General features: G+C 62.9%; 26 protein-coding genes and 1 pseudogene. 8 read left to right on the top strand and 19 right to left on the bottom strand.

Annotation, left to right across the window (positions count from 1 at the left end):
- Nucleotides 1–31: 31 nt before the first annotated feature.
- Nucleotides 32–280: a hypothetical protein gene (locus EN993_RS02015; protein ID WP_109663933.1), complete on the top strand. Its 249-nt coding sequence runs from the start codon at nucleotides 32–34 to the stop codon at nucleotides 278–280.
- A 45-nt stretch (nucleotides 281–325) separates the two neighbouring features.
- Here the strand turns inward: EN993_RS02015 and EN993_RS02020 are convergent, their stop codons facing one another.
- Nucleotides 326–862 carry a L,D-transpeptidase gene (locus tag EN993_RS02020; protein ID WP_164548813.1) on the bottom strand — a complete coding sequence of 179 codons (537 nt, stop codon included), beginning with the start codon at nucleotides 860–862 and terminating at the stop codon, nucleotides 326–328.
- 144 nt (nucleotides 863–1,006) lie between these two features.
- On the opposite strand from EN993_RS02020, the gene EN993_RS02025 reads away from it, so the two are divergent.
- From EN993_RS02025 to EN993_RS02040, 4 genes are all read left to right on the top strand, one after another.
- Nucleotides 1,007–1,690 (top strand): response regulator transcription factor, encoded by a 684-nt coding sequence (locus EN993_RS02025; protein ID WP_013528898.1) that lies wholly within the window; start codon nucleotides 1,007–1,009, stop codon nucleotides 1,688–1,690.
- 123 nt (nucleotides 1,691–1,813) lie between these two features.
- Nucleotides 1,814–2,269: a Crp/Fnr family transcriptional regulator gene (locus tag EN993_RS02030; protein WP_126066875.1), complete on the top strand. Its 456-nt coding sequence runs from the start codon at nucleotides 1,814–1,816 to the stop codon at nucleotides 2,267–2,269.
- Nucleotides 2,270–2,276: 7 nt separating this feature from the next.
- A complete protein-coding gene (locus EN993_RS02035) occupies nucleotides 2,277–2,789 on the top strand; it encodes a GNAT family N-acetyltransferase (protein WP_127262240.1) in 513 nt (170 codons plus the stop codon).
- Between the two features lie 104 nt (nucleotides 2,790–2,893).
- The gene (locus tag EN993_RS02040; RefSeq protein WP_109663919.1) at nucleotides 2,894–3,967 is read left to right on the top strand and encodes a glycosyltransferase family 9 protein; all 1,074 of its coding nucleotides are present in this window, start codon (nucleotides 2,894–2,896) and stop codon (nucleotides 3,965–3,967) included.
- Nucleotides 3,968–4,025: 58 nt separating this feature from the next.
- On the opposite strand, the gene EN993_RS02045 is transcribed toward EN993_RS02040, so the two are convergent.
- From EN993_RS02045 to EN993_RS02055, 3 genes are all read right to left on the bottom strand, one after another.
- Nucleotides 4,026–4,832 carry an exodeoxyribonuclease III gene (locus EN993_RS02045; RefSeq protein ID WP_126066878.1) on the bottom strand — a complete coding sequence of 269 codons (807 nt, stop codon included), beginning with the start codon at nucleotides 4,830–4,832 and terminating at the stop codon, nucleotides 4,026–4,028.
- Between the two features lie 168 nt (nucleotides 4,833–5,000).
- Nucleotides 5,001–5,684: an outer membrane lipoprotein carrier protein LolA gene (locus EN993_RS02050; RefSeq protein ID WP_109665359.1), complete on the bottom strand. Its 684-nt coding sequence runs from the start codon at nucleotides 5,682–5,684 to the stop codon at nucleotides 5,001–5,003.
- 152 nt (nucleotides 5,685–5,836) lie between these two features.
- A complete protein-coding gene (locus EN993_RS02055) occupies nucleotides 5,837–8,500 on the bottom strand; it encodes a DNA translocase FtsK (RefSeq protein ID WP_127262241.1) in 2,664 nt (887 codons plus the stop codon).
- 201 nt (nucleotides 8,501–8,701) lie between these two features.
- Here EN993_RS02055 and EN993_RS02060 point away from each other — a divergent pair, with 201 nt between their 5' ends.
- Complete coding sequence (locus tag EN993_RS02060) at nucleotides 8,702–9,073, top strand: hypothetical protein (RefSeq protein ID WP_109663908.1); 372 nt, start codon at nucleotides 8,702–8,704, stop codon at nucleotides 9,071–9,073.
- A gap of 94 nt (nucleotides 9,074–9,167) precedes the next feature.
- Here EN993_RS02060 and EN993_RS02065 read toward each other — a convergent pair whose 3' ends face one another.
- The 4 genes from EN993_RS02065 to tesB all read right to left on the bottom strand — a co-directional run bounded on the left by EN993_RS02065 (nucleotide 9,168) and on the right by tesB (nucleotide 12,590).
- Entirely contained in the window at nucleotides 9,168–9,443 is a 276-nt protein-coding gene (locus tag EN993_RS02065; RefSeq protein ID WP_109665356.1) for a hypothetical protein, read from the bottom strand.
- A 328-nt stretch (nucleotides 9,444–9,771) separates the two neighbouring features.
- Entirely contained in the window at nucleotides 9,772–11,127 is a 1,356-nt protein-coding gene (locus EN993_RS02070; protein WP_109663905.1) for an ammonium transporter, read from the bottom strand.
- A 31-nt stretch (nucleotides 11,128–11,158) separates the two neighbouring features.
- The gene (locus tag EN993_RS02075; protein ID WP_013528889.1) at nucleotides 11,159–11,497 is read right to left on the bottom strand and encodes a P-II family nitrogen regulator; all 339 of its coding nucleotides are present in this window, start codon (nucleotides 11,495–11,497) and stop codon (nucleotides 11,159–11,161) included.
- A gap of 217 nt (nucleotides 11,498–11,714) precedes the next feature.
- Nucleotides 11,715–12,590, bottom strand: a complete 876-nt coding sequence (tesB, locus tag EN993_RS02080) for an acyl-CoA thioesterase II (protein WP_109663902.1) — start codon at nucleotides 12,588–12,590, stop codon at nucleotides 11,715–11,717.
- A 99-nt stretch (nucleotides 12,591–12,689) separates the two neighbouring features.
- On the opposite strand from tesB, the gene EN993_RS02085 reads away from it, so the two are divergent.
- Entirely contained in the window at nucleotides 12,690–13,949 is a 1,260-nt protein-coding gene (locus EN993_RS02085) for a ubiquinone biosynthesis hydroxylase (RefSeq protein WP_164757517.1), read from the top strand.
- A gap of 10 nt (nucleotides 13,950–13,959) precedes the next feature.
- Here the strand turns inward: EN993_RS02085 and EN993_RS02090 are convergent, their stop codons facing one another.
- The 3 genes from EN993_RS02090 to EN993_RS02100 form a co-directional block, all read right to left on the bottom strand.
- Nucleotides 13,960–14,487: a hypothetical protein gene (locus EN993_RS02090; protein WP_109663898.1), complete on the bottom strand. Its 528-nt coding sequence runs from the start codon at nucleotides 14,485–14,487 to the stop codon at nucleotides 13,960–13,962.
- Nucleotides 14,488–14,627: 140 nt separating this feature from the next.
- Complete coding sequence (locus EN993_RS02095; RefSeq protein WP_109663894.1) at nucleotides 14,628–14,984, bottom strand: YciI family protein; 357 nt, start codon at nucleotides 14,982–14,984, stop codon at nucleotides 14,628–14,630.
- Nucleotides 14,981–15,208, bottom strand: coding sequence for a hypothetical protein (locus EN993_RS02100; protein ID WP_109663891.1), 228 nt, complete (start codon nucleotides 15,206–15,208; stop codon nucleotides 14,981–14,983). The genes EN993_RS02095 and EN993_RS02100 overlap by 4 nt, the downstream gene beginning before the upstream one ends.
- A 240-nt stretch (nucleotides 15,209–15,448) precedes the next feature.
- On the opposite strand from EN993_RS02100, the gene EN993_RS02105 reads away from it, so the two are divergent.
- Nucleotides 15,449–15,874 carry an OsmC family protein gene (locus EN993_RS02105; RefSeq protein WP_109663886.1) on the top strand — a complete coding sequence of 142 codons (426 nt, stop codon included), beginning with the start codon at nucleotides 15,449–15,451 and terminating at the stop codon, nucleotides 15,872–15,874.
- A 55-nt stretch (nucleotides 15,875–15,929) separates the two neighbouring features.
- On the opposite strand, the gene EN993_RS02110 is transcribed toward EN993_RS02105, so the two are convergent.
- The 8 genes and pseudogenes from EN993_RS02110 to EN993_RS02145 form a co-directional block, all read right to left on the bottom strand.
- Nucleotides 15,930–16,559, bottom strand: a complete 630-nt coding sequence (locus tag EN993_RS02110; RefSeq protein WP_109663882.1) for a DUF480 domain-containing protein — start codon at nucleotides 16,557–16,559, stop codon at nucleotides 15,930–15,932.
- Between the two features lie 225 nt (nucleotides 16,560–16,784).
- The gene (locus EN993_RS02115) at nucleotides 16,785–18,428 is read right to left on the bottom strand and encodes an LTA synthase family protein (protein WP_245468597.1); all 1,644 of its coding nucleotides are present in this window, start codon (nucleotides 18,426–18,428) and stop codon (nucleotides 16,785–16,787) included.
- Nucleotides 18,429–18,909: 481 nt separating this feature from the next.
- On the bottom strand, nucleotides 18,910–19,689 hold the full coding sequence (locus tag EN993_RS02120; RefSeq protein WP_109663877.1) for a succinate dehydrogenase iron-sulfur subunit: 780 nt from the start codon (nucleotides 19,687–19,689) through the stop codon (nucleotides 18,910–18,912).
- A complete protein-coding gene (locus tag EN993_RS02125; protein WP_127262242.1) occupies nucleotides 19,689–20,126 on the bottom strand; it encodes a DUF3052 family protein in 438 nt (145 codons plus the stop codon). The genes EN993_RS02120 and EN993_RS02125 overlap by 1 nt, the downstream gene beginning before the upstream one ends.
- A 2-nt stretch (nucleotides 20,127–20,128) precedes the next feature.
- A complete protein-coding gene (gene sdhA, locus EN993_RS02130) occupies nucleotides 20,129–21,964 on the bottom strand; it encodes a succinate dehydrogenase flavoprotein subunit (protein WP_126066888.1) in 1,836 nt (611 codons plus the stop codon).
- A gap of 1 nt (nucleotide 21,965) precedes the next feature.
- Nucleotides 21,966–22,361 (bottom strand): succinate dehydrogenase, hydrophobic membrane anchor protein, encoded by a 396-nt coding sequence (gene sdhD, locus EN993_RS02135; protein ID WP_109663865.1) that lies wholly within the window; start codon nucleotides 22,359–22,361, stop codon nucleotides 21,966–21,968.
- Nucleotides 22,362–22,363: 2 nt separating this feature from the next.
- Complete coding sequence (sdhC, locus tag EN993_RS02140; RefSeq protein ID WP_109663862.1) at nucleotides 22,364–22,783, bottom strand: succinate dehydrogenase, cytochrome b556 subunit; 420 nt, start codon at nucleotides 22,781–22,783, stop codon at nucleotides 22,364–22,366.
- Between the two features lie 245 nt (nucleotides 22,784–23,028).
- A pseudogene (locus EN993_RS02145) lies at nucleotides 23,029–23,454 on the bottom strand (hypothetical protein); the annotation flags it as partial.
- Nucleotides 23,455–23,602 lie beyond the last annotated feature (148 nt).

Genomic DNA, 23,602 nt, shown 5'->3' on the forward strand with positions numbered 1-23,602 from the left:
GATTTGATATCCGGAGAGAACGGATCACACCATGTCCATCATCGCTTTGAATTCATCCATCGCTCGTCCGAACTGGCTGACCGAGACCCTTGACTGGTTACGTCACGCCAGGGTCGCGATCAATCTCCCACACCAGAACGTCGAAGACCTGTCGGATCGGCAACTGCGCGACGTCGGCGCCAGGCGCAAGGACATCGCACGCGCCATGGACCGCGAGATGGGCCGCCTCGGCCTTCTCGACATCGGCTGGCAGCAGTCTGGTCGTAAGGGAAGGGAGTAGGGCAGTAGGGAAAATCAAGGCGCACTGCCCTACTGCCCTACTGCCCTACCTCACCACCCTCACCACCGTCCGGTCCGACAGCAGCGGCAGCAGCCGCGCCATGGTTTGCGCCGTCACAGCCACACAGCCTTGCGTCGGCGTGAAGCCGGGGCGCGCTAGATGAAAGAAGATGGCGCTGCCGCGCCCGCGTCGGCGTGGCGCCAGGTTCCAGTCGAGCACCAGGCAGGCGTCGTAGAGCCGGTCGTCGCGCCGCATGCGTTCGTGGCTGGCGCCATAGGGAATCTTGACCGGCCTGTTATAGTTGCGGTCGTCAGGCACTTCGCACCAGCCGAGATCAGGCCCGATCGGCGTCATCGCCAGACGGGTCTTGCGGCCGCTGGTGAACTGATCTCCCCGGAAATATCCCGACAGGATCCGCATCGAGGCCAGCGGCGTGGCGCCGTCGCCTTCGCGCTTGCCGGCCGAGATGCCGCCCCGCCCCAGCGCACAGGCAAACACCGTTTTGCCGGCCTGCAGCAGGCCCTGGCTTGGATGACCGGGCCTGGCCCGCACGGTCAGCACGCGCAGCCCTTTTCGCAAAATTGCGCCGGCTGCATTGCGATCGTGTTTTTTCTTGTATGATCGTGCCACGGAACAAATCACTGTGATCGGGTGTTGTGCCGGTCAGCTTCCGCATAAACAGGCAGCGGTCAACTGAATTTTCTTTTCAAAACAACGGATTGATCCATGACTTCACGCACCATTCTGATCGTCGACGACGATGACGACCTGCGCGGCACACTGGTCGAGCAATTGTCCCTTTACGAGGAATTCGACGTGCTGCAGGAATCGACTGCGGCAAAAGGTGTCGCCGCCGCACGCGGCGGCCTCATCGATCTGCTCATCATGGATGTCGGGCTGCCCGACATGGACGGCCGCGAAGCGGTGAAGATCCTGCGCAAGGGCGGCTACAAGGCGCCCATCATCATGCTCACCGGCCACGACACCGATTCGGATACGATTCTGGGTCTCGAGGCCGGCGCCAACGACTATGTGACGAAGCCGTTCCGCTTCGCCGTGCTGCTTGCGCGCATCCGGGCGCAATTGCGCCAGCATGAGCAGAGCGAGGACGCCACCTTCTCGGTCGGGCCCTACACCTTCAAGCCCAGCCAAAAACTGCTGCTCGACCCGCGCGGCGGCAAGGTGCGGCTGACGGAGAAGGAGGCCTCGATCATCAAATATCTCTATCGCGCCGACCAGAAGGTGGTGACGCGCGATGTGCTGCTCGAGGAAGTCTGGGGCTACAATTCCGGCGTCACCACGCACACGCTGGAAACCCATGTCTACCGGCTGCGTCAGAAGATCGAGCGCGATCCTTCCAATGCGGAAATTCTTGTGACAGAAAGCGGCGGCTACAAGCTGGTTCCTTAAACATTTCATTATCCAATGAGCGGTCGGGCGGGGACGCTTTTCGGGTACGGTCCTGAAGCTGGAGGTGGTTTGGATCGAACTCGCAGAGGAGGAGTCGGACTGTCGGTTCGGGGACATAGCTAGATGGCGCTGGATGACGACATCCGCATCCTGTCCGCCGTGAGGCTCTTCGAGGGCTTCACGCAGGAACAGCTGCGCCTGCTCGCCTTTGGCGCCGAGAACACCAGGCTGAGCGCCAACCACAAGCTTTACCGCGAGGAGGACGAGGCCGATTCTGCCTATATCGTGGTCAGCGGGCGCATCGTGCTCTACCGTGAGCAGAATGGCGAACGCATCCCGATAGGCACGGCCGGCCCCGGCACGATCCTGAGCGAACTGGCATTGATCGCCGACACCAATCGGCTGACCAGCGCGTCGGCCGAAATCGATTCGGAAGTGATGCGGCTCAGCCGCAAGATGTTCCGCCGCATCCTGGAGGAATACCCCGAGATCGCGGTCAAGCTCCACCAGCGCATCTCCGAGGAATTTCAGGCGATGATCCGCCGCATCGAGGAACTGGCGCCACGCTTCTCTGGCTGAGGCGCACATGAACTTCCAGCTCGTACGCGCTACCGGAAATGACCTGCCCTTCATCATGGCGACCGAGCGGCGCGAGGGCTATGACGCCTTTGTCGGGCGCTGGGACGAGGCGCGTCATCGCGAGGCCCTTTTCGACGACAGTCATGCCTATTTTGTCGGTGTCGATGGTTCAGTGCCGATCGGCTTCGTCATCCTTCGCCAATGGGCCTCTGCCGAGCGCGTGACGCTGGTCAAGCGCATCGCCGTCATCGCACCAGGACAAGGCCACGGCAGAATGCTTCTGGCAGCGACGGTTGATCGGGTTTTCGTCGAGACCGACGCCTATCGGCTCTGCATTGGGCTTTTCCCGGACAATCATCGCGCCCGGCGCGCCTACGAAGCTGTCGGCTTCACGGCTGAGGGTATTTCGCGCGGCAGCGCGTTTTTCAAAGGCGTGCACCGCGACGAGCTGGTCATGGCGCAACTGCGGCCGGAGTGGGAGGATCGCCGACGGGTTGGCCATCCCGTTGCCCGGACCTGAGCGCCGAGGTTCCGTTGACAGGCAAGAGGTGAAATCCTACAGAACCTCGAAGGCGGGCGGCCCAGCAGGCACCGCCACCACCAAGCTCCTGGGGGGAGCGAGGCATGCTGCCAGCTCGGTACGAGACGATTATCTTGTATTCCCGCAATGACGCGTTCGGCGACGGATTGATCCGGATTCCGGCTTTGCGCGCCGCCAGAACGGCATTCCCCGATAGTTTTATCGTCTACGGAACCACCGGGTCATCGACCCTTGAACACGTCCTCAATCGCCATGTCGATCACCTCGTCGATGCGATCAATGTGCGGACGCCCCTGATGCAGCTGGTGGCCAGCCACCGCAAGGGCAAGGGGCGATTGGCCGTTGTCGATTTCCGCATCTCGGGGCGTTGGCTGCTTCAGACCTGGGGCTCGCTGCTCGGTCGCGGTATCGCCTATGAGGCGAACTTCCCGGCTTTCGCTCTTTCCTGGCGCCCGGGCCAAAAATCCGAAGCACGGCCCGAGCGCAACGCATGGCGCTACCACCGCCTCATCGAGCGTCTTGCGGGCAAACGGTTGCCTTTCGATCATCGCCTGGAGCCCACCCCAGCCGCCCGGGCGGCGGCCAGGAGCCTGGGGGACGGCAAGCATGCTCCATTGATCGTTATCGCGGCGCATGGCGATGGCGGCAAACGCATGACCGCGGATCAGGTTGTCGCGATATCCGACAGTATGATCGCCGACGGGGCAAACCTTCTCTACGTGAAAACGCCAGGCGACGGCCCTGATATGGCTGAACTGGCTCAACGCGCGCCCAAGTTGCAGCTTGTCGATTCCGGTACGGTCGAGGGTGTCAATGTCAGCGATGTTCTGCTGGCGCTAGGGGAGTTTGCCGATCTTTACATTGGCGCCGAAGGCGGCACGGCACATCTCATGGCAGCGGTGATGACGCCGATGGTTATCGTCAGTGGCGGTGCCAGCATGGCCCGTTGGCGGCCGCTTTCGAACTGCGTGGACGTGATCGAATCCCGCCATGCAAGTCCAACCGGCCTGGTCGCCAATGTCCCGGCGCCGATAATCATCGAAGCGGCCCAGCGCATGCTGGCGACGCGCCACCGCGACCATCCCCATCTGCTGGATCACGCGGCAGACCTGTCAGCGCAGCTGTCGCCCAACAAAGACTTGAAGCACGCCATTTGAATTTGGAAGCGCAGGAAGCCGCCGTTTGCAGGCTGGCCTCACCTGAATATCGACGCACCTAATCCAGATCGAACCGCGCGATGACGGGCACATGGTCCGACGGGCGCTCCCAGCCGCGCGCCAAGCGCAGGATCTCGTAGCCGGAAAAGCTGGACACCAGATTCGGCGACGACCAGACATGGTCGAGCCGCCGGCCGCGGTTCGAGGCTTCCCAATCCTGCGCGCGGTAACTCCACCAAGTGTAGAGCTTCTGCTCATGCGGCACGTTGAGCCGCATCAGATCGATCCAGTTGCCGGCGAGACGCATCGCCTCGAAATTTTCCGTCTCGACCGGCGTGTGGCTGACCACATTGAGCAATTGCTTGTGTGACCAGACGTCGTGTTCGAGCGGGGCGATGTTGAGGTCCCCGACCAGCACCGAGCCGGACACCTCGTCATGTTCTGCCCGGATGGCATTCATCTCGGCGACGAAATCGAGCTTGTGCTTGAACTTCCTGTTGATGACAGGATCCGGTTCGTCGCCGCCCGCCGGAACGTAGAAATTGTGCAGCAGGATCGCCTTGCCGCCGGCCCGCACGGTCACCGAGAGATGCCGGCTGTCCTCGATCTCGCAGAAACGCCGCTTCTCGACCACTTCGATCGGCCGCCGCGCCACCGTCGCGACGCCGTGGTAGCCCTTCTGGCCATGGAAGGCGATGTGCTCATAGCCGAGTTTGCGGAAGGCCTTTTCGGGAAACAGTTCGTCGGGAACCTTGGTTTCCTGCAGGCAGAGCACGTCAGGCGCATGCTCGACGAGCAGGCGCTCGACGATCGGCATGCGCAGCCGAACGGAGTTGATGTTCCAGGTGGCGATGGAGAAGGGCATTTGGCAATCCAGGACAGCGTGCGGCCAGCCAGAACCGATGGGCCCTGACGGGGAAGACGCCTTTTGACGGAGTCAGTCCGGGAAACTGCCAGCCGCAAGCCGCAAAGACAAGCCGGCCAACGCCCGACGAGGCGCGGCCCGGTGCTTTCCACAGCTATAACGACAGGGTTAGCGCGACTTGTTGGTGTTGAGCTCGCGATTCGCCGTGTAGTCGATGGCGAAAGTATCGGGGGCGAAGCTGACGCCTTCCTTGGTGTTGAAGATCATCACCGTTGTGTCCTTGCCCTGCGCGTCGGTGATCGTCCACTGTCGCAAATCAAAGGTTTTAGGATCGAACATCATCGTGATCTTCGAATTGCCGAACACCGATTTGTCGGCGAGCTGGATGGTGGTGAGGTCATCCTCTTGCTTGACGCTTTTGACGCGGTCGCCGGAGAGGTCGATCCTGTTGTCGAGCAGCAGCTTCAAGGGTGTCTTCGACAGCGGATAGAGATCGGACGTGTTGAGCTTCTTGTTCAGGATGACCACCGACTGGCCGTCTGAAATCACCCGGAAGTTTGAAGAGCCGTCATAGTTGAAGCGGATCTTGCCCGGCCGTTCGAGGAAGAACTTGCCGCCGGTCTGCTCGCCCTTCGGGCCGAACTGCACGAATTCGCCGCTCATCGATTTCACCGAGGAAAAATGGTCGGCGATCTTCTGTGCCGCGGCCGGCACGGCCGCCTGCGCCGAAGCCAGCACCTGGAAGCCGGGCACCGCGTTGAAGGCCGCCGCCCCTGCAAACGCCAGGCCGAGGCCCAGCAACTGACGCCGGGAGGGAGCAAACGTGCTGAGCGCTGAAGGATCATTTTTCATGTCGGTCACTCTCATCTGATTCCTGAGTTGTTCTGGTGCTTGGACCCCCAGTTAGGCTGAAGTTTGGCGGGTCAGGGCTCCCTCAGTTGCTTCAACGTCTTGAAAGGTTCAAGGTTGCGAGACCGGGATGTCACAAGGGTCAGGCCTTCTGGTCAGAATTTGTCCTCTTCGGTCGGTACCAGGATCTCGCGCTTGCCGGCGTGGTTGGCCGGGCCGACGATCCCTTCCTTCTCCATCTTCTCTATGATCGAGGCGGCGCGGTTGTAGCCGATGCCCAGCCGGCGCTGGATATAGCTGGTCGAGGCCTTGCCGTCGCGCAGCACCACGGAAACCGCCTGATCGTAAGGATCGTCGGAATCCTCGAAATTGCTGTTGCCGCCACCGCCGCCGGAACCACCCTTGCCGGACGGCTCGTCGTCGTCCTCGCCGTCATCCTCGGTGATGGCGTCAAGATATTCTGGCACGCCCTGCAGCTTCAGATGCGCGACGATCCTCTCGACCTCTTCATCGGCAACGAACGGGCCGTGCACGCGCTGGATACGGCCGCCGCCCGCCATATAAAGCATGTCGCCCATGCCGAGCAGCTGCTCGGCGCCCTGCTCGCCCAGAATGGTCCGGCTGTCGATCTTCGACGTCACCTGGAAGGAGATGCGGGTCGGGAAATTGGCCTTGATGGTGCCGGTGATGACGTCGACCGACGGGCGCTGCGTGGCCATGATGACATGGATGCCGGCGGCACGCGCCATCTGCGCCAGGCGCTGCACGGCACCCTCGATGTCCTTGCCGGCGACCATCATCAGGTCGGCCATCTCGTCGATGATGACGACGATATAGGGCATCGGCTCGAGATCGAGGTTCTCGGTCTCGTAGATCGCCTCGCCGGTCTGGCGGTCGAAGCCGGTCTGCACGGTGCGCGAGATCTTTTCGCCCTTCTTGTCAGCCTGGCTGACACGGGCATTGAAACCGTCGATGTTGCGCACGCCGACCTTGGACATCTTGCGGTAGCGGTCCTCCATCTCGCGCACGGTCCATTTCAGCGCCACCACCGCCTTCTTCGGATCGGTGACAACGGGCGTGAGCAGATGCGGGATGCCGTCATAGACCGAGAGTTCCAGCATCTTCGGATCGATCATGATCAGCCGGCAATCCTGCGGCGTCAGCCGGTAGAGCAGCGACAGGATCATGGTGTTGATGGCAACCGATTTGCCCGAACCCGTGGTGCCGGCGACCAGCACGTGCGGCATCTTGGCGATATCGACGATGACCGCCTCGCCGTTGATGGTCTTGCCCAGCGCCAGCGCCAGCTTGGCCTTCGTCGTCTCGAAGTCGCGGCTGGCCAGGATCTCTCTGAGATAGACGGTCTCGCGCTTGGCGTTCGGCAGTTCGATGCCTATGGCGTTGCGGCCGGGCACCACGGCGACGCGGCAGGCGATGGCGCTCATCGAGCGGGCGATGTCGTCGGACAGGCCAATGACCCGCGACGACTTGATGCCGGGCGCCGGTTCAAGCTCGTAGAGGGTGACCACCGGACCCGGACGGACGGCGATGATCTCGCCCTTGACGCCAAAATCCTCCAAGACGCCTTCGAGCAGGCGGGCATTCTGCTCCAGCGCATCCTTGGACAGGCTGGCGTCGCGCACCACGTTCTTCGGCTCGGACAGGAAATGCAGCGACGGCATTTCGAACTTTTCCGAGCCGATCAGCGATGTCTGCGCCTCGCGCTGCACGCGGGCGCCTGGAGCCGGACGCGGCGCCGGCGCCTCGACGCGGGTGGCGGCATCGGAGCGGAACGGCTGGACCTTGGCGGTCGGCGCCGCACGCCGCTGGATGGCGGGCTCGTCCTGCTCGAAATCCATGTCGTCGTCGACGTCGAAGATGTCGGCATCATCGGGGTCGAGCGAGACGCTGCGGTCGTTGACCATGGCGGCGAAGAATTCAGGCTCGACGCGGGCGCGGCCATCGGGGCTCATTCGCGATTCGGCGAACTCGGCCGATTCGACCCGTTCGGCGGCGCGGCGCCAGGCGGTGGAGCGCTGCTCCATCTCCGGCTCGTACTCGTCCCGCTCCTGCCTGCGGCGCACGGCGCGGCGGTGCATCCACGCGCGGAACGAGAGCCACCAATGAGTAATTGCCCCGAGCGCCAGGATGCCCTCGTCGCCTTCGTCCTCGTCATTGTCGAACAAAAGGTCGTCCTCGCGCGGATCGACGGCAGGCTCGTCCTCCATGACGGCGAAGCCGTTCTTGCGTCCGATCAGCGCCGAGCCAAGGGCGAACAGCCACAGCGCGGGTGCGGCCAGCAGGATGGCGATGATGCTGGCGATCAGCCCGGTCGGATAGCCGCCGATGACGACGCTGGGGATCTTCAGCACCATGTCGCCGAACACGCCGCCGAGGCCGGTGGGCAGCGGCCAGGTCTTGGGCGGCACAACGCAGCCGGCCATTGCAGCGGCCAGCAGCGCAAAGCCGAACCAGGACAGCCCGCGTTTGGGCAGCCTGTCGACGCCGCGTGCGGAAAACAGCAGGAAGCCCCAGATGACGGCCGGAACCAGGGCCGCGACGGCGGCGAGGCCGAAGAACTGCATGGCCAGGTCGGAGAACACCGCACCGGCATAGCCCATGGCGTTGGTGACGGTGTTGTTTGTCGCGTGGGAGAAGCTCGGATCGGCTACGTTCCAGGTGGCAAGGCTGGCCACGCCAAAGGCGACAGCCAAGAACAGCCCGGCACCGACCAGCCGCCCGACCTGACGCCGCGCGAACGCCTGGATGCCGTGCCCCGTATCGGCCAGCGCAAGCGGTGCTGAAGCCCCTGAACGCATGCTCTTCCCCGTCTGTCATGGACTCGCCGGGTGCGTGGCGCACTTCGGCAGATTCGGGTGTCAGACTATCGGCGGGAAGGTTAAGGGCGCATTAACTATAAGAGGTTGAGATGATCAAACCTCGTTACCGCCGGTTGAGCAGCTTGCTGCTCGAGGGATAGCCGAGAGCGGGCCGCAGGGGTCACCGATTTGGGTAGAGGCATGCAATCCGTCCTCCTTCGCGTGGCAGCACTGGCCTGGGCGGGGCTCAGTCTCCTGCTCGCCCTGCACTGGTTTGTCGAACTCGGCATGGTGGGTTTCCCGGATGGTCACGTGACGCCCTTTGCCAGAGCGACCGGCCCGCTCCTGCACGTCCTCGCCACGGCCTGCCTGGCACAAGGCCTGTATTTTCTGTGCATGGGTCTCTTCGGCAAGGGATTTGGAGCGCATGGCCTCGGCCTGCAGGTTCTGATCGCCGCGGTCCTGACGGTGGCGCCCGTGCTGATTGTCAGGAATTGCCCCCAGTCCCGGACATGCAGCAGCGCCTATGAGGCACTGACGAACACCATGATGGACGACGGCGCCGGTGGATAGCGCTGCCGCTTGCCGAAACACAATGGCGGACCCGCGAGCCCGCCATTGGTCGTTTGGCAACAAAAGATCGGGCCTCGGTCCGATCGCGGCAAAATCAGTTGGCGCCGCCAAGCGCCTGCAGGTTCGCGCAGAACTCCGCATGCGGCTTGCTCATCGCCGCGTCCTGGCATTCCTTCATCATCGCGTCCTGCTTGTCCTTCGCCATCGAATCCCAGGCAGCCTTGAAGTCGGCCTTGGGCTTCATGGTTTTCATGCCGGCGTCGGTGAAGAACGGTGCCATGTTGTCCGGTTCATCGAGAGCGCCGGCAAATGCCGTGCCGCTGACCATGGCAAGAGCGAGCGCTCCGAGGCAGATGTTCTTGAGGTTCATGAGATGGTTTCCTTCCCTGTTGTTTGGCACGAGCGTCAGAACGACGATCGTCCCCACAGTTCGGAACCAGAGCGGTCGATGTTTCCTCAAAAATCTTGATCACACGAACGTGATTGCGCGTATCCCGGCATTGGCAGGGCGATTGTACCAAAAAAAGAGGCCCGGACGTGATCCGGGCCTCAATGCGTGAACTCCTTTCGGGAGCGTCACGACGGGATTTTTAAAGCAATTCCAGGAAAAGTGTGTAGCGGTTTTCCGTCCGGAATTGCGTCGGAAGACAGGGGGCCGGCGGGAGGAGGGTTCCGCCGGCCCCGTGGCTAAGTTGGCCTTACGGCACCACTTCGCCATGCTGGGAGATGTCGAGGCCTTCGACCTCTTCCTGAGTCGTCGGACGCAGGCCGACCAGCGCCTTGACGATGTAGAGGATCACGAAGGTGGCAATCGCCGTCCACACGATGGTGACGGCAACGCCGTAGATCTGCTTGCCGAGCGAAGCGCCCGCACCGAGGCTGTTGATCGCCGGGTCGGCGAGCACGCCGGTGAGCAGAGCGCCGATCACACCGCCGACGCCGTGCACGCCGAACGCATCGAGCGAGTCGTCATAGCCGAACATGTGCTTGACCTTGACCGCCGAGAGGTAGCAGAGCACGCCGGCAACGATGCCGACGATAAAGGCGCCGGTCGGGTTGACGAAGCCGGAAGCAGGCGTCACCGCGACGAGGCCGGCAACGGCACCCGAGATGATGCCGAGCACCGAAGGCTTCTTTGCGACAATCCATTCAGCGAACATCCAGGCCAGAGCCGCGGCGGCGGTGGCAACCTGGGTGTTGAGCATGGCAGCGCCGGCAAGGCCGTCGGCTGCGAGTTCCGAACCGGCGTTGAAGCCGAACCAGCCGACCCACAGCAGCGAAGCACCGATCACCGAATAGACCAGGTTGTGCGGCGCCATGTTGGTGGTGCCATAGCCTTCGCGCTTGCCGAGAACCAGCGCGCAGACGAGACCGGCGACACCGGCGTTGATGTGGACGACCGTGCCGCCGGCAAAGTCGAGCACGCCAGCCGTGCCGAGGAAGCCGCCACCCCAGACCCAATGCGCGATCGGCACGTAGACGACGAGCAGCCACAGCGCCATGAAGATCAGCAGCGCAGAGAATTTGAAGCGTTCGGCGAAGGCGCCGGCAATCAGCGCTGGGGTAATGATGGCGAAGGTCATCTGGAACATCGAGAAGACGAATTCAGGAATGTTCGCGACGCCCGGCAGCCACAGCGAGGCAGTGGTGATGCCGTGATGGAAGAATTTCGAGGTGCCGCCGATATAGCTGTTCACGCCGCCGCCGTCGGAGAAGGCCAGCGAATAGCCGAACATGAACCACAGCACCGTCACCAGGCAGGTGATGGCAAAGCTCTGCATGATGGTGGCGAGCACGTTCTTCTTGCGCACCATGCCGCCGTAGAACAGCGCCAGGCCCGGAATGGTCATCATCAGCACGAGCGCCGTCGAGGTCAGCATCCAGGCGGTGTTGCCGGTGTCGAGCACCGGGGTCGGGGCAGCAGCCGGCGCGGCCGCGGCTGCGGCAGGAGCCGCTTCCTGCGCGAAGGCGGCGACCGTGCCCAATGCTGCGAGAACGAGCGAACCCAAAAGGGCGGCTCGTCCCGTCGTCTTCAAGGTGGAAGGAATATTCATTGAACTCTCCATTGGAATACGTGATCGCCGCTCAGAGCGCGTCGGTGTCTGTTTCGCCGGTGCGGATGCGCACCGCCTGATCGATGCCGAAAACGAAGATTTTGCCGTCGCCGATCTGGCCGGTCTTGGCGGCGGCGGTGATGGCTTCGACGGCCTTGTCGACCATGTCGGCACTGACCGCGACTTCGATCTTGATCTTCGGCAGGAAGCTGACCGCGTATTCCGCCCCGCGATAGATTTCCGTATGCCCTTTCTGACGCCCGTAGCCTTTGACTTCGGTGACGGTCAGGCCCTGGATGCCGACGGCGGTAAGCGCTTCGCGTACCTCGTCGAGCTTGAACGGCTTGATGATTGCCATCACGATTTTCATAAGGTTTCACCCTTTGCTGTTGCGGTCCCCCGCGTTTGCACACCTTCACCGATCCCAAAGAGCCGGAGAGTGCCCACGAGGATTCAAGCTCCGTGCCAAGTGCCGAAGCAGGGTGTTAACCCGTTGTAAACAAAGAGATCGAGGAGCGTCCCGACGCAACCTGCCCACAGCTGCGGCGATGCATCTGCTTAAAAATTAGGCAATTTTTCCAAAATGCCTACTCTGCAGGCGATCGCTTGAGCCGGATCAGCCCTTCCTGCGCAACCGAGGCGATCAGCGTGCCGTCGCGGGCAAACAGCGACCCGCGCGTAAAGCCGCGCGACCCTTGCGTCGACGGGCTGTCCTGCGTGTAGAGCATCCAGTCGTCGAGCGCATGGCTGCGGTGGAACCACATGGCGTGGTCGAGGCTCGCCGCCTGGATATCGCGATCGAAAATGGCGCGGCCATGCGCGAAGGTCGAGGTGTCGAGCAGCGTCATGTCGGAGAGATAGGCAAGCACCGCCGCCTGGATGGCGCGATCCGCGGGCACCGGACCGGTGGTCCGGATCCAGATGTTCTGCTTCGGCTCCAGCTTCTCGCGGCTCGTGTAATGCTTCAGCATCACCGGCTTCATCTCGATCGGCCGGTCACGCTCCCAATAGCGTTTGATGCCTTCGGGCACCGCTTCGCCGAACTTGCCCAGCAATTCGCGCTGCGACAGCAATGTGTCCGGCCCCGGAACGTCCTGCGGCATCGGCACCTGGTGCTCGAGGCCGACCTCGTCCTGCTGGAACGAGGCCTCCAGCGAAAAGATCGCCTGGCCGTGCTGGATCGCCACCACGCGCCGCGTGGTGAAGGAGCCGCCATCGCGGATCCGGTCGACCTCGTAGACGATCGGCACCTTGGTGTCGCCGGGCCGCATGAAATAGCCGTGCAGCGAATGCACGTGGCGATCGGGATCGACGGTTCGCTGCGCCGCCACCAGCGCCTGGGCAATGGTCTGGCCGCCGAAGACGCGCTGCCAGTCGAGCAGGGGGCTGCGACCACGATACAGATTGTGTTCCAGCTTCTCGAGGTCGAGAATGCCGAGAAGCTCGTCCATGGCTGCCGTCATATTTCGCGCCCTCGCAGCAGAAGTGTTATGGCGGTTTCCGACAGGACGGACAGGCAGTCAAGGGCGCAAGACCCGGCCGGCGCGCAAGGAGCGAAGATGATGGAACGCAAGGCGGACGCGAAACCCAGATCCGGGCTCGATGTTCTGGTCGCCGGCGCCGGCTATGTCGGCTTGGCCGCAGCCGTGTCGCTGAAGCAGGCGCGCCCGGGTCTCGCCATCGCTCTTGTCGATGCCGCGCCCGCTGGCGTCTGGCAAAGGGATGGCCGCGCTTCGGCCATTGCCGCCGCCGCCTGCCGCATGCTCGACCAGCTTGGCGTGTGGGCCGAAATCGCGCCGCAGGCGCAGGCGATCACCGAGATGATCATCACCGATTCGCGCACCTCCGATCCGGTGCGTCCGGTGTTCCTGACCTTCGACGGCGAAGTGGCGCCGGGAGAGCCGTTTGCACATATGGTTGCCAACAGGGTGCTGAATGGCGCCTTGCGGGCCAATGCGGAAAAACTCGGCATCGACATCATCGAAGGCGTCGCCGTGCAGGGTTTCGAGACCAACGGCGCCGGCATCACCGTGCACCTCGCCGACGGTGCGACGCTGAAGGCCCGGCTGCTGGTCGCCGCCGACGGCGTCAACTCCAGGCTGCGCGACATGGCCGGCATCAAGACGGTGAAGTGGGAGTATGGCCAGTCCGGTATCGTCTGCACCGTGGCACATGAACGCCCACACAATGGCCGTGCCGAGGAGCATTTCCTGCCGGCGGGACCCTTCGCCACACTGCCGCTCAAACCCGGCGAGGACGGCACCAACCGCTCGTCGATCGTCTGGGTCGAGCGCTCGCAGGATGCCGAGAAGCTGGTGGCCGGTGACGATCTCGTCTTCGAACACGAACTCGAACAGCGTTTTGGCCTGAAGCTTGGCGAGATCCGCGTTGCTGACAAGCCGCGCGCCTGGCCGCTCGGCCTGACCATCGCGCGTGCTTTCGTCGCACCGCGCATTGCGCTCGCCGGCGATGCCGCCCACGGCATCCACCCGATCGCCGGCCAGGGTCTCAATCTCGGTTTCAAGGATGTCGCCGCGCTTGCCGAGGTGATCGTCGAGGCCGACCGGCTCGGCCAGGACATCGGCGCGCTCGACGTGCTTGAGCGCTACCAGCAGTGGCGCCGCTTCGACACGGTGCAGATGGGCGTCACCACGGACGTGCTGAACCGGCTGTTTTCCAACGACATCGGCCCGCTCCGCACCGTCCGCGACATCGGCCTTGGCTTGGTCGAACGCATGCCGCGCCTCAAGGAATTCTTCATCCGCCAGGCATCGGGGTTGTCCGCCGGCACGCCAAGACTGTTGAAGGGCGAGGCGATCTGAGCGCTGTCGCTCAATTGACTTCGAAGCCGAGCTTCTGCCGCAGTCGCAATATCCTCTGGTCGGATATCTCCAGGCGTTTCTCGCCGCCCTGCGCCGCCCGGTTGACCATCTGCAGCAGATCGTTGCGCTCGGCGACATCGAGGCGTTCGCGCAGGAACGGCGCCAGCTTGTCGATGACAATTGTGGTGTCGTCGATCTGTGACGCCGCCCATTTGGCGTAGACCACCGCTTCGTCCGTTTTCTTCTTGTCGGCAATCTCGGAAATCACCGCGCGAATGACGGCCTCGCGCTGCGGCAGGATCGGCCCGTTCTCGGAGACGATGGCGGTGATGAGCGTTGCCGCCGCTACGACCGGATCATCGATCGCCGTCAGCGGCGACAGGGCCGCCTGCTTGCGCAGCTTCTTGCGGCGGATGTTGCCCTGCACGCGCCCGACGACGTCCGCAACCTCGCGAGCCGCATCGTTCATCGCCTTCATCCGATACCACCAGAACGCCGCCGCGCCCAACACGCCAAGGATAGCAATCAAGAACGGCATGCCGACATCCCCCCAAATCCTGGCGACGATAGGAGAACTCTCGCCTTGCTTCAACGCGCAAAAGTTGCGCACGAAACCGACCCGGAACGTCGGCTCAGCCAGACGCCCGGTTTCGAAGCGGCCGCAACGCATGGCAGGCTCTATGACCCCGGTATGTCGTAGACCGCCCGGACCTCGATCGTGCCGAGTTCGGCCAGCGGAATACCGGCGGCAATATCCAGCGCCTCTTCGAGATTTTCAGCCTCGATCATGACGAAACCAAGCAGTTGCTCCTTGGTCTCAGTGAAGGGGCCGTCTGTGACCAGCCGCTTGCCCTTGCGCCGCCGCACGGTTTTGGCTGTCGTCACCGATTGCAGCGCCTGCGCGACGATCAGCAGGCCCTTCTCCTCCAGCGATCGGTCGTAGGCCAGCGAATCGGCGTCGAGCTTGGCCGACCCTGCCGGGGTCAGCGCGTGAAGATCCTTTTCCTCACCATAGACCAGACAGACATATTTCATTTCCAGCTCCCTTGCTGCGGTGAACCATAGGATGCGGTGACGAGGGTGTCAGCGTTGCCCCTGACCGCGGCTGCATGGTCGAGAAGGCATGCCGCGATGCCGATGATGGCAACCGCCGCCAGAAGCCGGCCAAAGCCGGACCCCGGCGGATGCAGCCAGAAGTCTTCTCGTCGCCCGGCCTTGCAGCCTGCGCCTCTCCAAAGTGCGAAAAACAGATTGTCCATGTGAACCTCCATCCGGCCACAAAACCCGTGGCCGCCCGCAGGACGGGCGAGGGGGACCAAAGTCGACATTTTTGCACCTGCATTTTTTCAGAAAAGATTTGACCACCATCGCCGACACCGTGCCGTGGTTCAAAGTGCGCAGTGGCCTTCGCGCCCGCGCGCGCTATAGTTGACCGGAAGCCGGGCTCAGCCCCGACAACAAGTCACGACAACCCAGCCACGACAACCAAGGAGGAATTCATGGACCGCACCGCAAACGCCGTCTGGAAAGGCAATCTGAAAGAGGGCAAGGGCACGCTCGACACCCAGAGCGGAACCCTGAAGGGCACGCCCTATTCGTTCAAGGCGCGCTTCGAGGACGAGAGCGGCAAATCCGGCACCAACCCTGAAGAGCTGATTGCCGCCGCGCACGCCGGCTGCTTTGCCATGCAGTTCTCGCATTTCCTGGCCGAGAACGGCACGCCTGCCACCGAACTCGATGCCAAGGCGGTGGTGACGCTGGTTCCAGGCACGGGGATCACCGGCAGCGCCCTCACCGTGGTCGGCAAGGTGCCGGGCATCGATGCTGCGAAATTTGGCGAGTTGGCCGAAAAGGCCAAGGCCGGCTGCCCGGTGTCGAAGGCGCTCGGCGCCATAAACGTATCGCTCGACGCCAAGCTCGGCTGAGAACGCTGCATCCGGTGTGAAGACCCGGCGCGAACGCTCAGGCGCGCGCCGGGACCTACGCGCCCAGCGCGTCTAGCCGGGCGCGGAGTGCGGCGACTTCCTGCTCCAGCGCCTCCAACCGTACCTCCAGGTCGGAAGCAGGCAGGGCCGATGCACTCCGCTGTGCCGAAAGGGCTGCAACGTCCATTGGGCCGCTGAGGAGATGCACGTAGCGGTCCTCGCGCTGGCCCGGTCCGCGCGGGATTTCCTGGATGAGTGGCGGTCGGCGGCCGATCAGCATGTCGAGCTCGGCGCGCAGATCTTCGATCGATGAGAACCGTGCCATGCGCTCGGTGCGCGCCGACAATTCATGGGCCGTCTGCGGCCCGCGCAGCAAGAGCAGGCCGATCAATGCGGTCTGCGGCGTGGTCAGCGAGAAGCGCTGCGCCATCTGGTGCTCGTATCGCTCGACGCGCGAGCCGAACATCTGCCGCACCAGCCCCTTTTGTTCGAGCAGCTTCAGCCCCCGGTGCACCTCGGCCTGTTCCAGCGCCATCACCGGCTCGCGCGCCGTCTTCTGGTTGGCGGCGGCCAGTGCTGCATTGAGCGTCAGCGGATAGACATCCGGCGTCAGCTCCTTCTTCTCGATCAGGCAGCCGAGCACGCGGGCTTCGACGGGATTAAGGATGGGAAGGTCTTCGCTCATGGCTCTCTCATACCCGAAGCTCCCGATACCATAGCTGTTCGCGAAACGTCTCCTACTTTCGATCGACGGATGTAGCTATGGAGCGTCACACCTTTCAGTCCTTTTTCTCGCATCGGGGCGATAGCTAGCATGGGACATATGCACTAGCGCGCTTCGGCACTCATGCAATATCGCCCAAAAATTGGCTCCGATTTCTGGGAGAACGACATGCATGAAGACAAAAGCTTAAAGCGCATCAGTCCCAGGCCCCGCAGCCTTCCGCTCCGGTTTCGGCTGCCAGAATGATCTGACCAGCACATCCTCGGCATGGATCGCGTCGTCGAACCGGGCCTGTCCAAGTTCCTGGGCCAGCGTCGGTCGATCACCGAGCAGCGAGACGCCAAAAGCGGCCTGGCCATTGGGAGGCGGCACGCCCAGCGCGTCCAGGATGGTGGGAAATATGTCAATCGTGCCCGAAAGCCCGGTGTGCGTTTTGGCAGGAACGCCAGCCCCCGACAGGGAGAAGAAGTTGCGTCGCTCATGCGTGTTCAGGCGATCCGTAACTTTGCTCGGCGCGCTGAGATGGTCGCTTTGCAACGCCAGGACGGTATTGGCCATCAGACCTTCGGCCTCGGCTTTGTGAATGAAGTCCGCGATGAGCATGTTCGTGCATTTCACGGCATGGAGAATGTTGGGGGTTTGTGGAGACAGTCCCGTCTTGCCGATACATTTGTCGGTGAGGTAGCCGTCCATCGCATGCCCACCACTGACGGCGATCGTCAGCGAGAACGGTTTGCCGTCCCGCTGCGCGCGCCGCAAAACGTCAAGGCTCAAATCGAGAACTTCGGCGTCATCGGCGCCAAAGGCGCTGCCGCGCCCGGCGACGGCAGCCACGACTTGGGATCCCCCAAAAAGCGATGAATAGCCATGGGTGGAATAGAATGTCCCCTGGCCGGTGAAGCTGAGCGCCCAACCGGTGACAAAGTTCTGCTGATAGCCCCGCGCCTTCAGGACATCGCCCAGGCAGGTCAGGCCTGGCAGGAACTGCGAATTCTCCTCCAGGTACTGGCGCGTCGTGAAGAACGTTATCAGCAGCGGCGTTCCGCAGTTCGCAGCGACCATCCCTGAGATGGAGTTGTTGGTGTAGGCAAGTTGCACCATGTTGGCCGCCGAAACACCCCGCCTCTCGAATTCGAGTAGCGGCCCCATGACGTCGCCGAACTCCTCGTCCATGTAGGTGCGCTCGGCGCTCTCGATGAAAATATGAATGAGGTTCTTTGGCCCCGCGGTGGCGGACGCTGCTTCTGCCTCCGGCTCTGTCAGAGAGCTGATGTCGACGAACCGCTTGGATAGGAAATCATGCAGCGGGTTGGGGTGGATCGCGGCGGCAATCGGCCGTGTCAGCATCGGGTTTGCCGCCAGGAAGAACGCCATCAGGGCGACATCCAATCCTCTTGTCAGCGTGCCGCGCGCCTTCAGGGCGCCGAGACCGAAAAGAACGACGAGAATGACCAGCATCGTGTTTCCGGTATTCCACAAATAGTCAAAAACGACACCAGGCGTGAGCATCCCGGCGCCGGCATGCATGAACATCGCACCCCAGTCAAAATAGCCAAAAACACTTTCGAGATAGACATAGACAAGGAAGAGAAAGCAGGGAATGAGCGAAAAATAGAGCCTGAACCACCTGCTTTCTCGCTGATCCGCCCTCTTGTCCCGGAGCCCGTCAAGCAAGACAAGCGCGACCAAAACCCCCAGGCCGAGAGCCGCAAGCAGCCCCTTCTCCTGAAAATAGATCAGCGACACAAGCCAGGTGAGCGATCCCACTGTTGTGACGCTGATCAATGACCCGGATACCGAATACCCATTCACGGTGAAGCCGCGCATCATTTTGCACCCGAACGACGCTCTGGGAAGTGAATATCGGGGACCACTTAAAACTATACTAAGACAATACCGAGCCGCCTTGCGTATCCAGCAATCAATTACTTGCGATATCGCTAATATATGCCGCCAAGACTCCCTCGACTCCAGACTAGCGAACGAGATGTTTGGAAAAATGAAAAATGATCGGGCGCGGCCGGCGGCCGCCTGACAAGAGCAGGCTAAGCGAGGCGGACCGCTGCGCAGTCAGCGAGAACTGCCGAGCCATCTGAGCTGATCGCGTTCGACACGCGAGCCGGACATCAGCCGCACCAGCCTTTCTGCTCAAGCAGTTGGGCGCTTGGAGCATCCCCGCCGGCTGCCATCACCGGCTCCCGCCGTCTTCTGGGTGGCAGCGGCTCCGCATTGAGCGTCAGCGGATCCGACGGCAGCCCCTTCTTTCGACCAGCGAACCAGGTCTTCGATCAGAAGGACTGCCTTGGCCCCGCTAAACCCTTCTCTCCACCATCATCTTCTTGATCTCGGCGATCGCCTTGGCCGGGTTGAGGCCCTTGGGGCAGGTTTGCGCGCAGTTCATGATGGTGTGGCAGCGATAGAGCCGGAACGGGTCTTCGAGATTGTCGAGCCGCTCGCCCTTGGCCTCGTCGCGGCTGTCGATCAGCCAGCGATAGGCCTGCAAAAGCGTTGCCGGGCCGAGATAGCGGTCGCCGTTCCACCAGTAGCTTGGGCACGAAGTCGAGCAGCACGCGCACAATATGCACTCGTAGAGCCCATCGAGCTTCTCGCGGTCCTCATGGCTTTGCAGCCATTCCTTGGCCGGCTCCGGCGACACCGTCTTCAGCCAGGGCTGGATCGAGGCGTGCTGGGCATAGAAATTGGTGAGGTCCGGCACCAGGTCCTTGACCACCTGCATATGCGGCAGCGGGTAGACCTTGACGGCGCCGGAAATGTCGTCGCAGCCCTTGGTGCAGGCCAGCGTGTTGGAGCCGTCGATGTTCATGGCGCAGGAGCCGCAAATGCCTTCGCGGCAGGAGCGCCGCAAGGTCAGCGTCGGATCAATCTTGTTCTTGATCCACAGCAGCGCGTCGAGCACCATCGGCCCGCAATCGTCCATGTCGACGAAGTAGGTGTCGATGCGCGGGTTCTCGTCATCGTCCGGCGACCAGCGGTAGATGCGGTACTCGCGCAGATTGGTGGCGCCCTCCGGCTTCGGCCAGGTCTTGCCCTGCTGGATCTTCGAGTTCTTGGGAAGCGTCAGTTCGACCATTACCTGCGGTCCTTTCGGATGACGAGCTTCAGCCCGGACCAGATTTCATTGACGGCGGCGACCTTGACGTCAACAAGGTCGCGCTTCAGCGCCTCGGCGCGGACAACGCCCTCGGTGACGTCGGTGGCCACCTTCGATGCCTTCTTTGGCCAGGACACCCAGACCATGCCGTCGCGCTTGATCGCCGCCTCGACATCGCCGAGGCGATCCTCGATCTCGACACGCTGCCGGGTGAAGGCATGGACGGCGTCATACTTCAGGGTCGTTCCCGAAATCCGCGACCAGTCTGCCAGCCGGTCGACTTGAGCGAAGTCCATGGATTCGGCGAGATCGCTGAGGTCGTCGGGGAGCGCGATGAAAGCGGCGGTCATGCCGTGCTTCAGGCCGAGCTTGGCCGGAAGGGGCGTGCCGGAATATCCCGAGGCCGCCAGCGCCATCGTCAATACACCCTGGCCTTCGGCGCGATCTTGGCGAGGCTGATGCCGCCGTCCTTTTCCGCCAGCTGCGGCTCGGTGTGCACCGGCCGATAGGAGAGCGTCACCTTGCCGTCATCGCTGAGCCGCGCCAGCGTGTGCTTGCGCCAGTTGGCGTCGTCGCGGGCGGAAAAATCTTCCCGCGCGTGCGCGCCACGGCTCTCCTTGCGCGCCGCGGCGCCGTAGACCGTGGTGATGGCGTTGGCCATCAGGTTTTCCAGCTCCAGCGTCTCGACCAGGTCGGAGTTCCAGATCATCGAGCGGTCGTACACTTTGATGTCCTTGAGCTCGCTCCAGATCTGCGAAATGCGCTTGCAGCCACTGTCCAGCGATTCCTGCGTGCGGAACACCGCCGCATCTTCCTGCATAGCCTTCTGCATCTTCTCGCGCAGCACCGCCGTCGGCGTCGAGCCATTGGCGTGGCGAAGCCGGTCGAAGCGGTCCATGATCTTTTCGACCGAGGCCTCGTTGGGCGAAGGGATCGCCGAATTGCGGTCGATCACCTGGCCGGCCCGGATCGCCGCCGCGCGGCCGAACACCACCAGGTCGATCAGCGAGTTCGAGCCGAGCCGGTTGGCGCCATGCACCGAGGCGCAGCCGGCTTCGCCGACCGCCATTAGGCCGGGCGACACCTTGTCCGGGCTCCTGGCCGTCGGGTTGAGCACTTCGCCCCAGTAATTGGTTGGCACGCCGCCCATATTGTAGTGCACCGTCGGCAGCACCGGGATCGGCTCCTTGGTCAGGTCGACGCCGGCAAAGATCTTTGCCGATTCCGAAATGCCCGGCAGCCGCTCATGCAGGACGGCCGGATCAAGGTGGTCGAGATGCAGGAAGATGTGGTCCTTCTTCGGGCCGACGCCGCGGCCCTCGCGGATTTCCAGCGTCATGCAGCGCGAAACGACGTCGCGCGAGGCAAGGTCCTTGGCCGACGGCGCGTAGCGCTCCATGAAGCGCTCGCCCTCGGAATTGACGAGATAGCCGCCCTCGCCGCGCGCGCCTTCGGTGATCAGGCAGCCGGCGCCATAGATGCCGGTCGGGTGGAACTGCACGAACTCCATGTCCTGCAGCGGAAAGCCGGCACGCGCCGCCATGCCGCCACCGTCACCGGTACAGGTATGCGCCGAGGTGGCCGAGAAATAGGTGCGGCCATAGCCGCCGGTCGCCAGCACCACCATCTTGGCCGAGAAGCGGTGGATGGTGCCGTCGTCGAGATTCCAGGCGACGACGCCGGTGCAGGTGCCGTCCGGCTCCATGATCAGGTCAAGCGCGAAATACTCGATGAAGAACTGCGCATTGTGCTTCAGCGACTGGCCGTAGAGCGTGTGCAGCATGGCATGGCCGGTGCGGTCGGCGGCGGCGCATGTGCGCTGCACCGGCGGGCCTTCACCGAAATTCATCATCATGCCGCCGAACGGCCGTTGATAGATCTTGCCCTCTTCGGTGCGCGAGAACGGCACGCCGTAATGTTCGAGTTCATAAACCGCGGCGGGCGCCTGCTGGACCATGTATTCCTGCGCGTCGATGTCGCCCAGCCAGTCCGAACCCTTGACGGTATCGAAGAGATGCCATTGCCAATTGTCGGGACCCATATTGGCAAGCGAAGCGGCAATGCCGCCTTGCGCCGCCACAGTGTGCGAGCGCGTCGGGAACACCTTGGTGATGCAGGCGGTGCGCAGGCCCTGTTCGGCCATGCCGAGCGTGGCGCGCAGGCCGGCGCCGCCGGCGCCGACGACCACCACGTCGAACTTGTGGTCGACAAAGGTGTAGCCTGCCATGTTGGCTTGTTTCGCGTCCTTGGCCAACTCAGCCTCCGAATGTCAGCTTGAGCAGGGCGAAGATCGAGGCGACGCCGACCGCTATTGTGAAAAATGTGTTGAGCGCGATCAGCGCCAGCTTCATGCCTTCGCCATGCACGTAATCCTCGATGATCACCTGCATGCCGAGCCGCATATGGGTGAGCCCGGAGACGAGCACCAGGGCCATCACCAGCGCCACGAACGGATTGGCAAGGGCTGCCCGCACATGCTCATGGTCAGCGCCGTTGAGCGCGATCAGGAAACCGACGAAGAACAGCGTCAGCGGGATGTTGGCGATCGCGGTCAGGCGCTGGCGCCAGAAATGTCCGGTGCCCTCGCGGGCGGAACCCAGGCCGCGAACCTTCGCCAGCGGCGTGCGCATGTCGGAGTTGTTGCCGCTCATGATCAGGCCCCTCGCGCCATGTAGCCGGCGATCCAGATCAGCAGCGTGAGCAGGATCGAGCCGACCAGCGTCGCCCAGGCGATCTTCGAGGCCGTGTGCTTTTCGAGACCGGCGCCGGTGTCCCAGACCAGATGGCGCACACCACCCAGCATGTGATGCATCAGCGCCCAAGTGTAACCGAACAGGATCAACCTGCCGAGCCAGGTGCCGAAGGCCCAGTTGACCCAATCAAAGGTCGCCTGCGAGCTTGCCGCCGCCATCAGCCACAGGGCGACCAGCAGCGTGCCGAAATACAGCGCGCCGCCGGTGATGCGATGGATGATCGACATCGTCATGGTGATCGGCGGCCGGTAGATCGTCAGATGCGGCGAGAGTGGCCGTTCACGTCTGGCAAATTCGCGGGTGGCTGGTGATTTGCTCATGGCTCCCCCAGTTCGACGTCCGGAGCCGCGATGGAAAGCGGCATTTGCCGCCTTATGTATGACTTCGGACAGCCGGTTTCTAATGCTCTTTTTGCACCGCGTCAAAGCCAGAAAATCGTTTTGGAAACGTCATTTAGTCTGACAAAAAGGCAGGCTCGGGCTTCAATCGATTAGGGGCTGATGGCCCGCAGCCGGCTCTGTATCGCTGCAGTGCAGCATACGCTGCTCATTAGCCGTGCGGCCTGTCGCTTGCAGGTCTGCGGCGTCGAGCCCCTCTTCATCACCAGCGCCTCACGCCCGTCGATCACGATTGCGTTATGTGTGGCGGCCTCCTGGTAGCGGCTGGACTGGTTGGCGGGCGACGCCGCAAACTCTTCAGTCGCGCCATCCGGCTCGATCACACGCAACGATGAGCCGAGATTCTGAATGGTGATCGCGCTGCCATTGCCGCATCCATAGGTTGCCGTACCCACAGTGGATCGCGGCGCGGTGAGGTCGGTGGTGATCTTGGTTGAAGCTGCCGGGGGCGCCGCGGCTGCGATGGGTTGCTGAGCCGGCGCAGGCGAGACGACGGTATTGGCCGCTTTCGGTGCGCTGCCCTGTGGCACACAGGCAGCAACGATAACGAGCAACGGGAAAACAGACACCCAAATCGGCCGGCGTAGCGCCATATGCTGTCCTCCCGCGCGGCAAACCAGCCGCGATGCTCTGCCAAGATCAAGGTCATCCCGACGCCGGGACGGACACCGGCGCGATGGTGCGGTCAAGCATGGCCGAATGATGGCCACAGGGTTTTCCATCCAGTCGGATATTAACGGA

Origin of the sequence: Mesorhizobium sp. M7D.F.Ca.US.004.01.2.1, assembly GCF_003997785.1 — a bacterium.
In the GTDB taxonomy this organism is placed as follows: Bacteria; Pseudomonadota; Alphaproteobacteria; order Rhizobiales; family Rhizobiaceae; genus Mesorhizobium; species Mesorhizobium loti.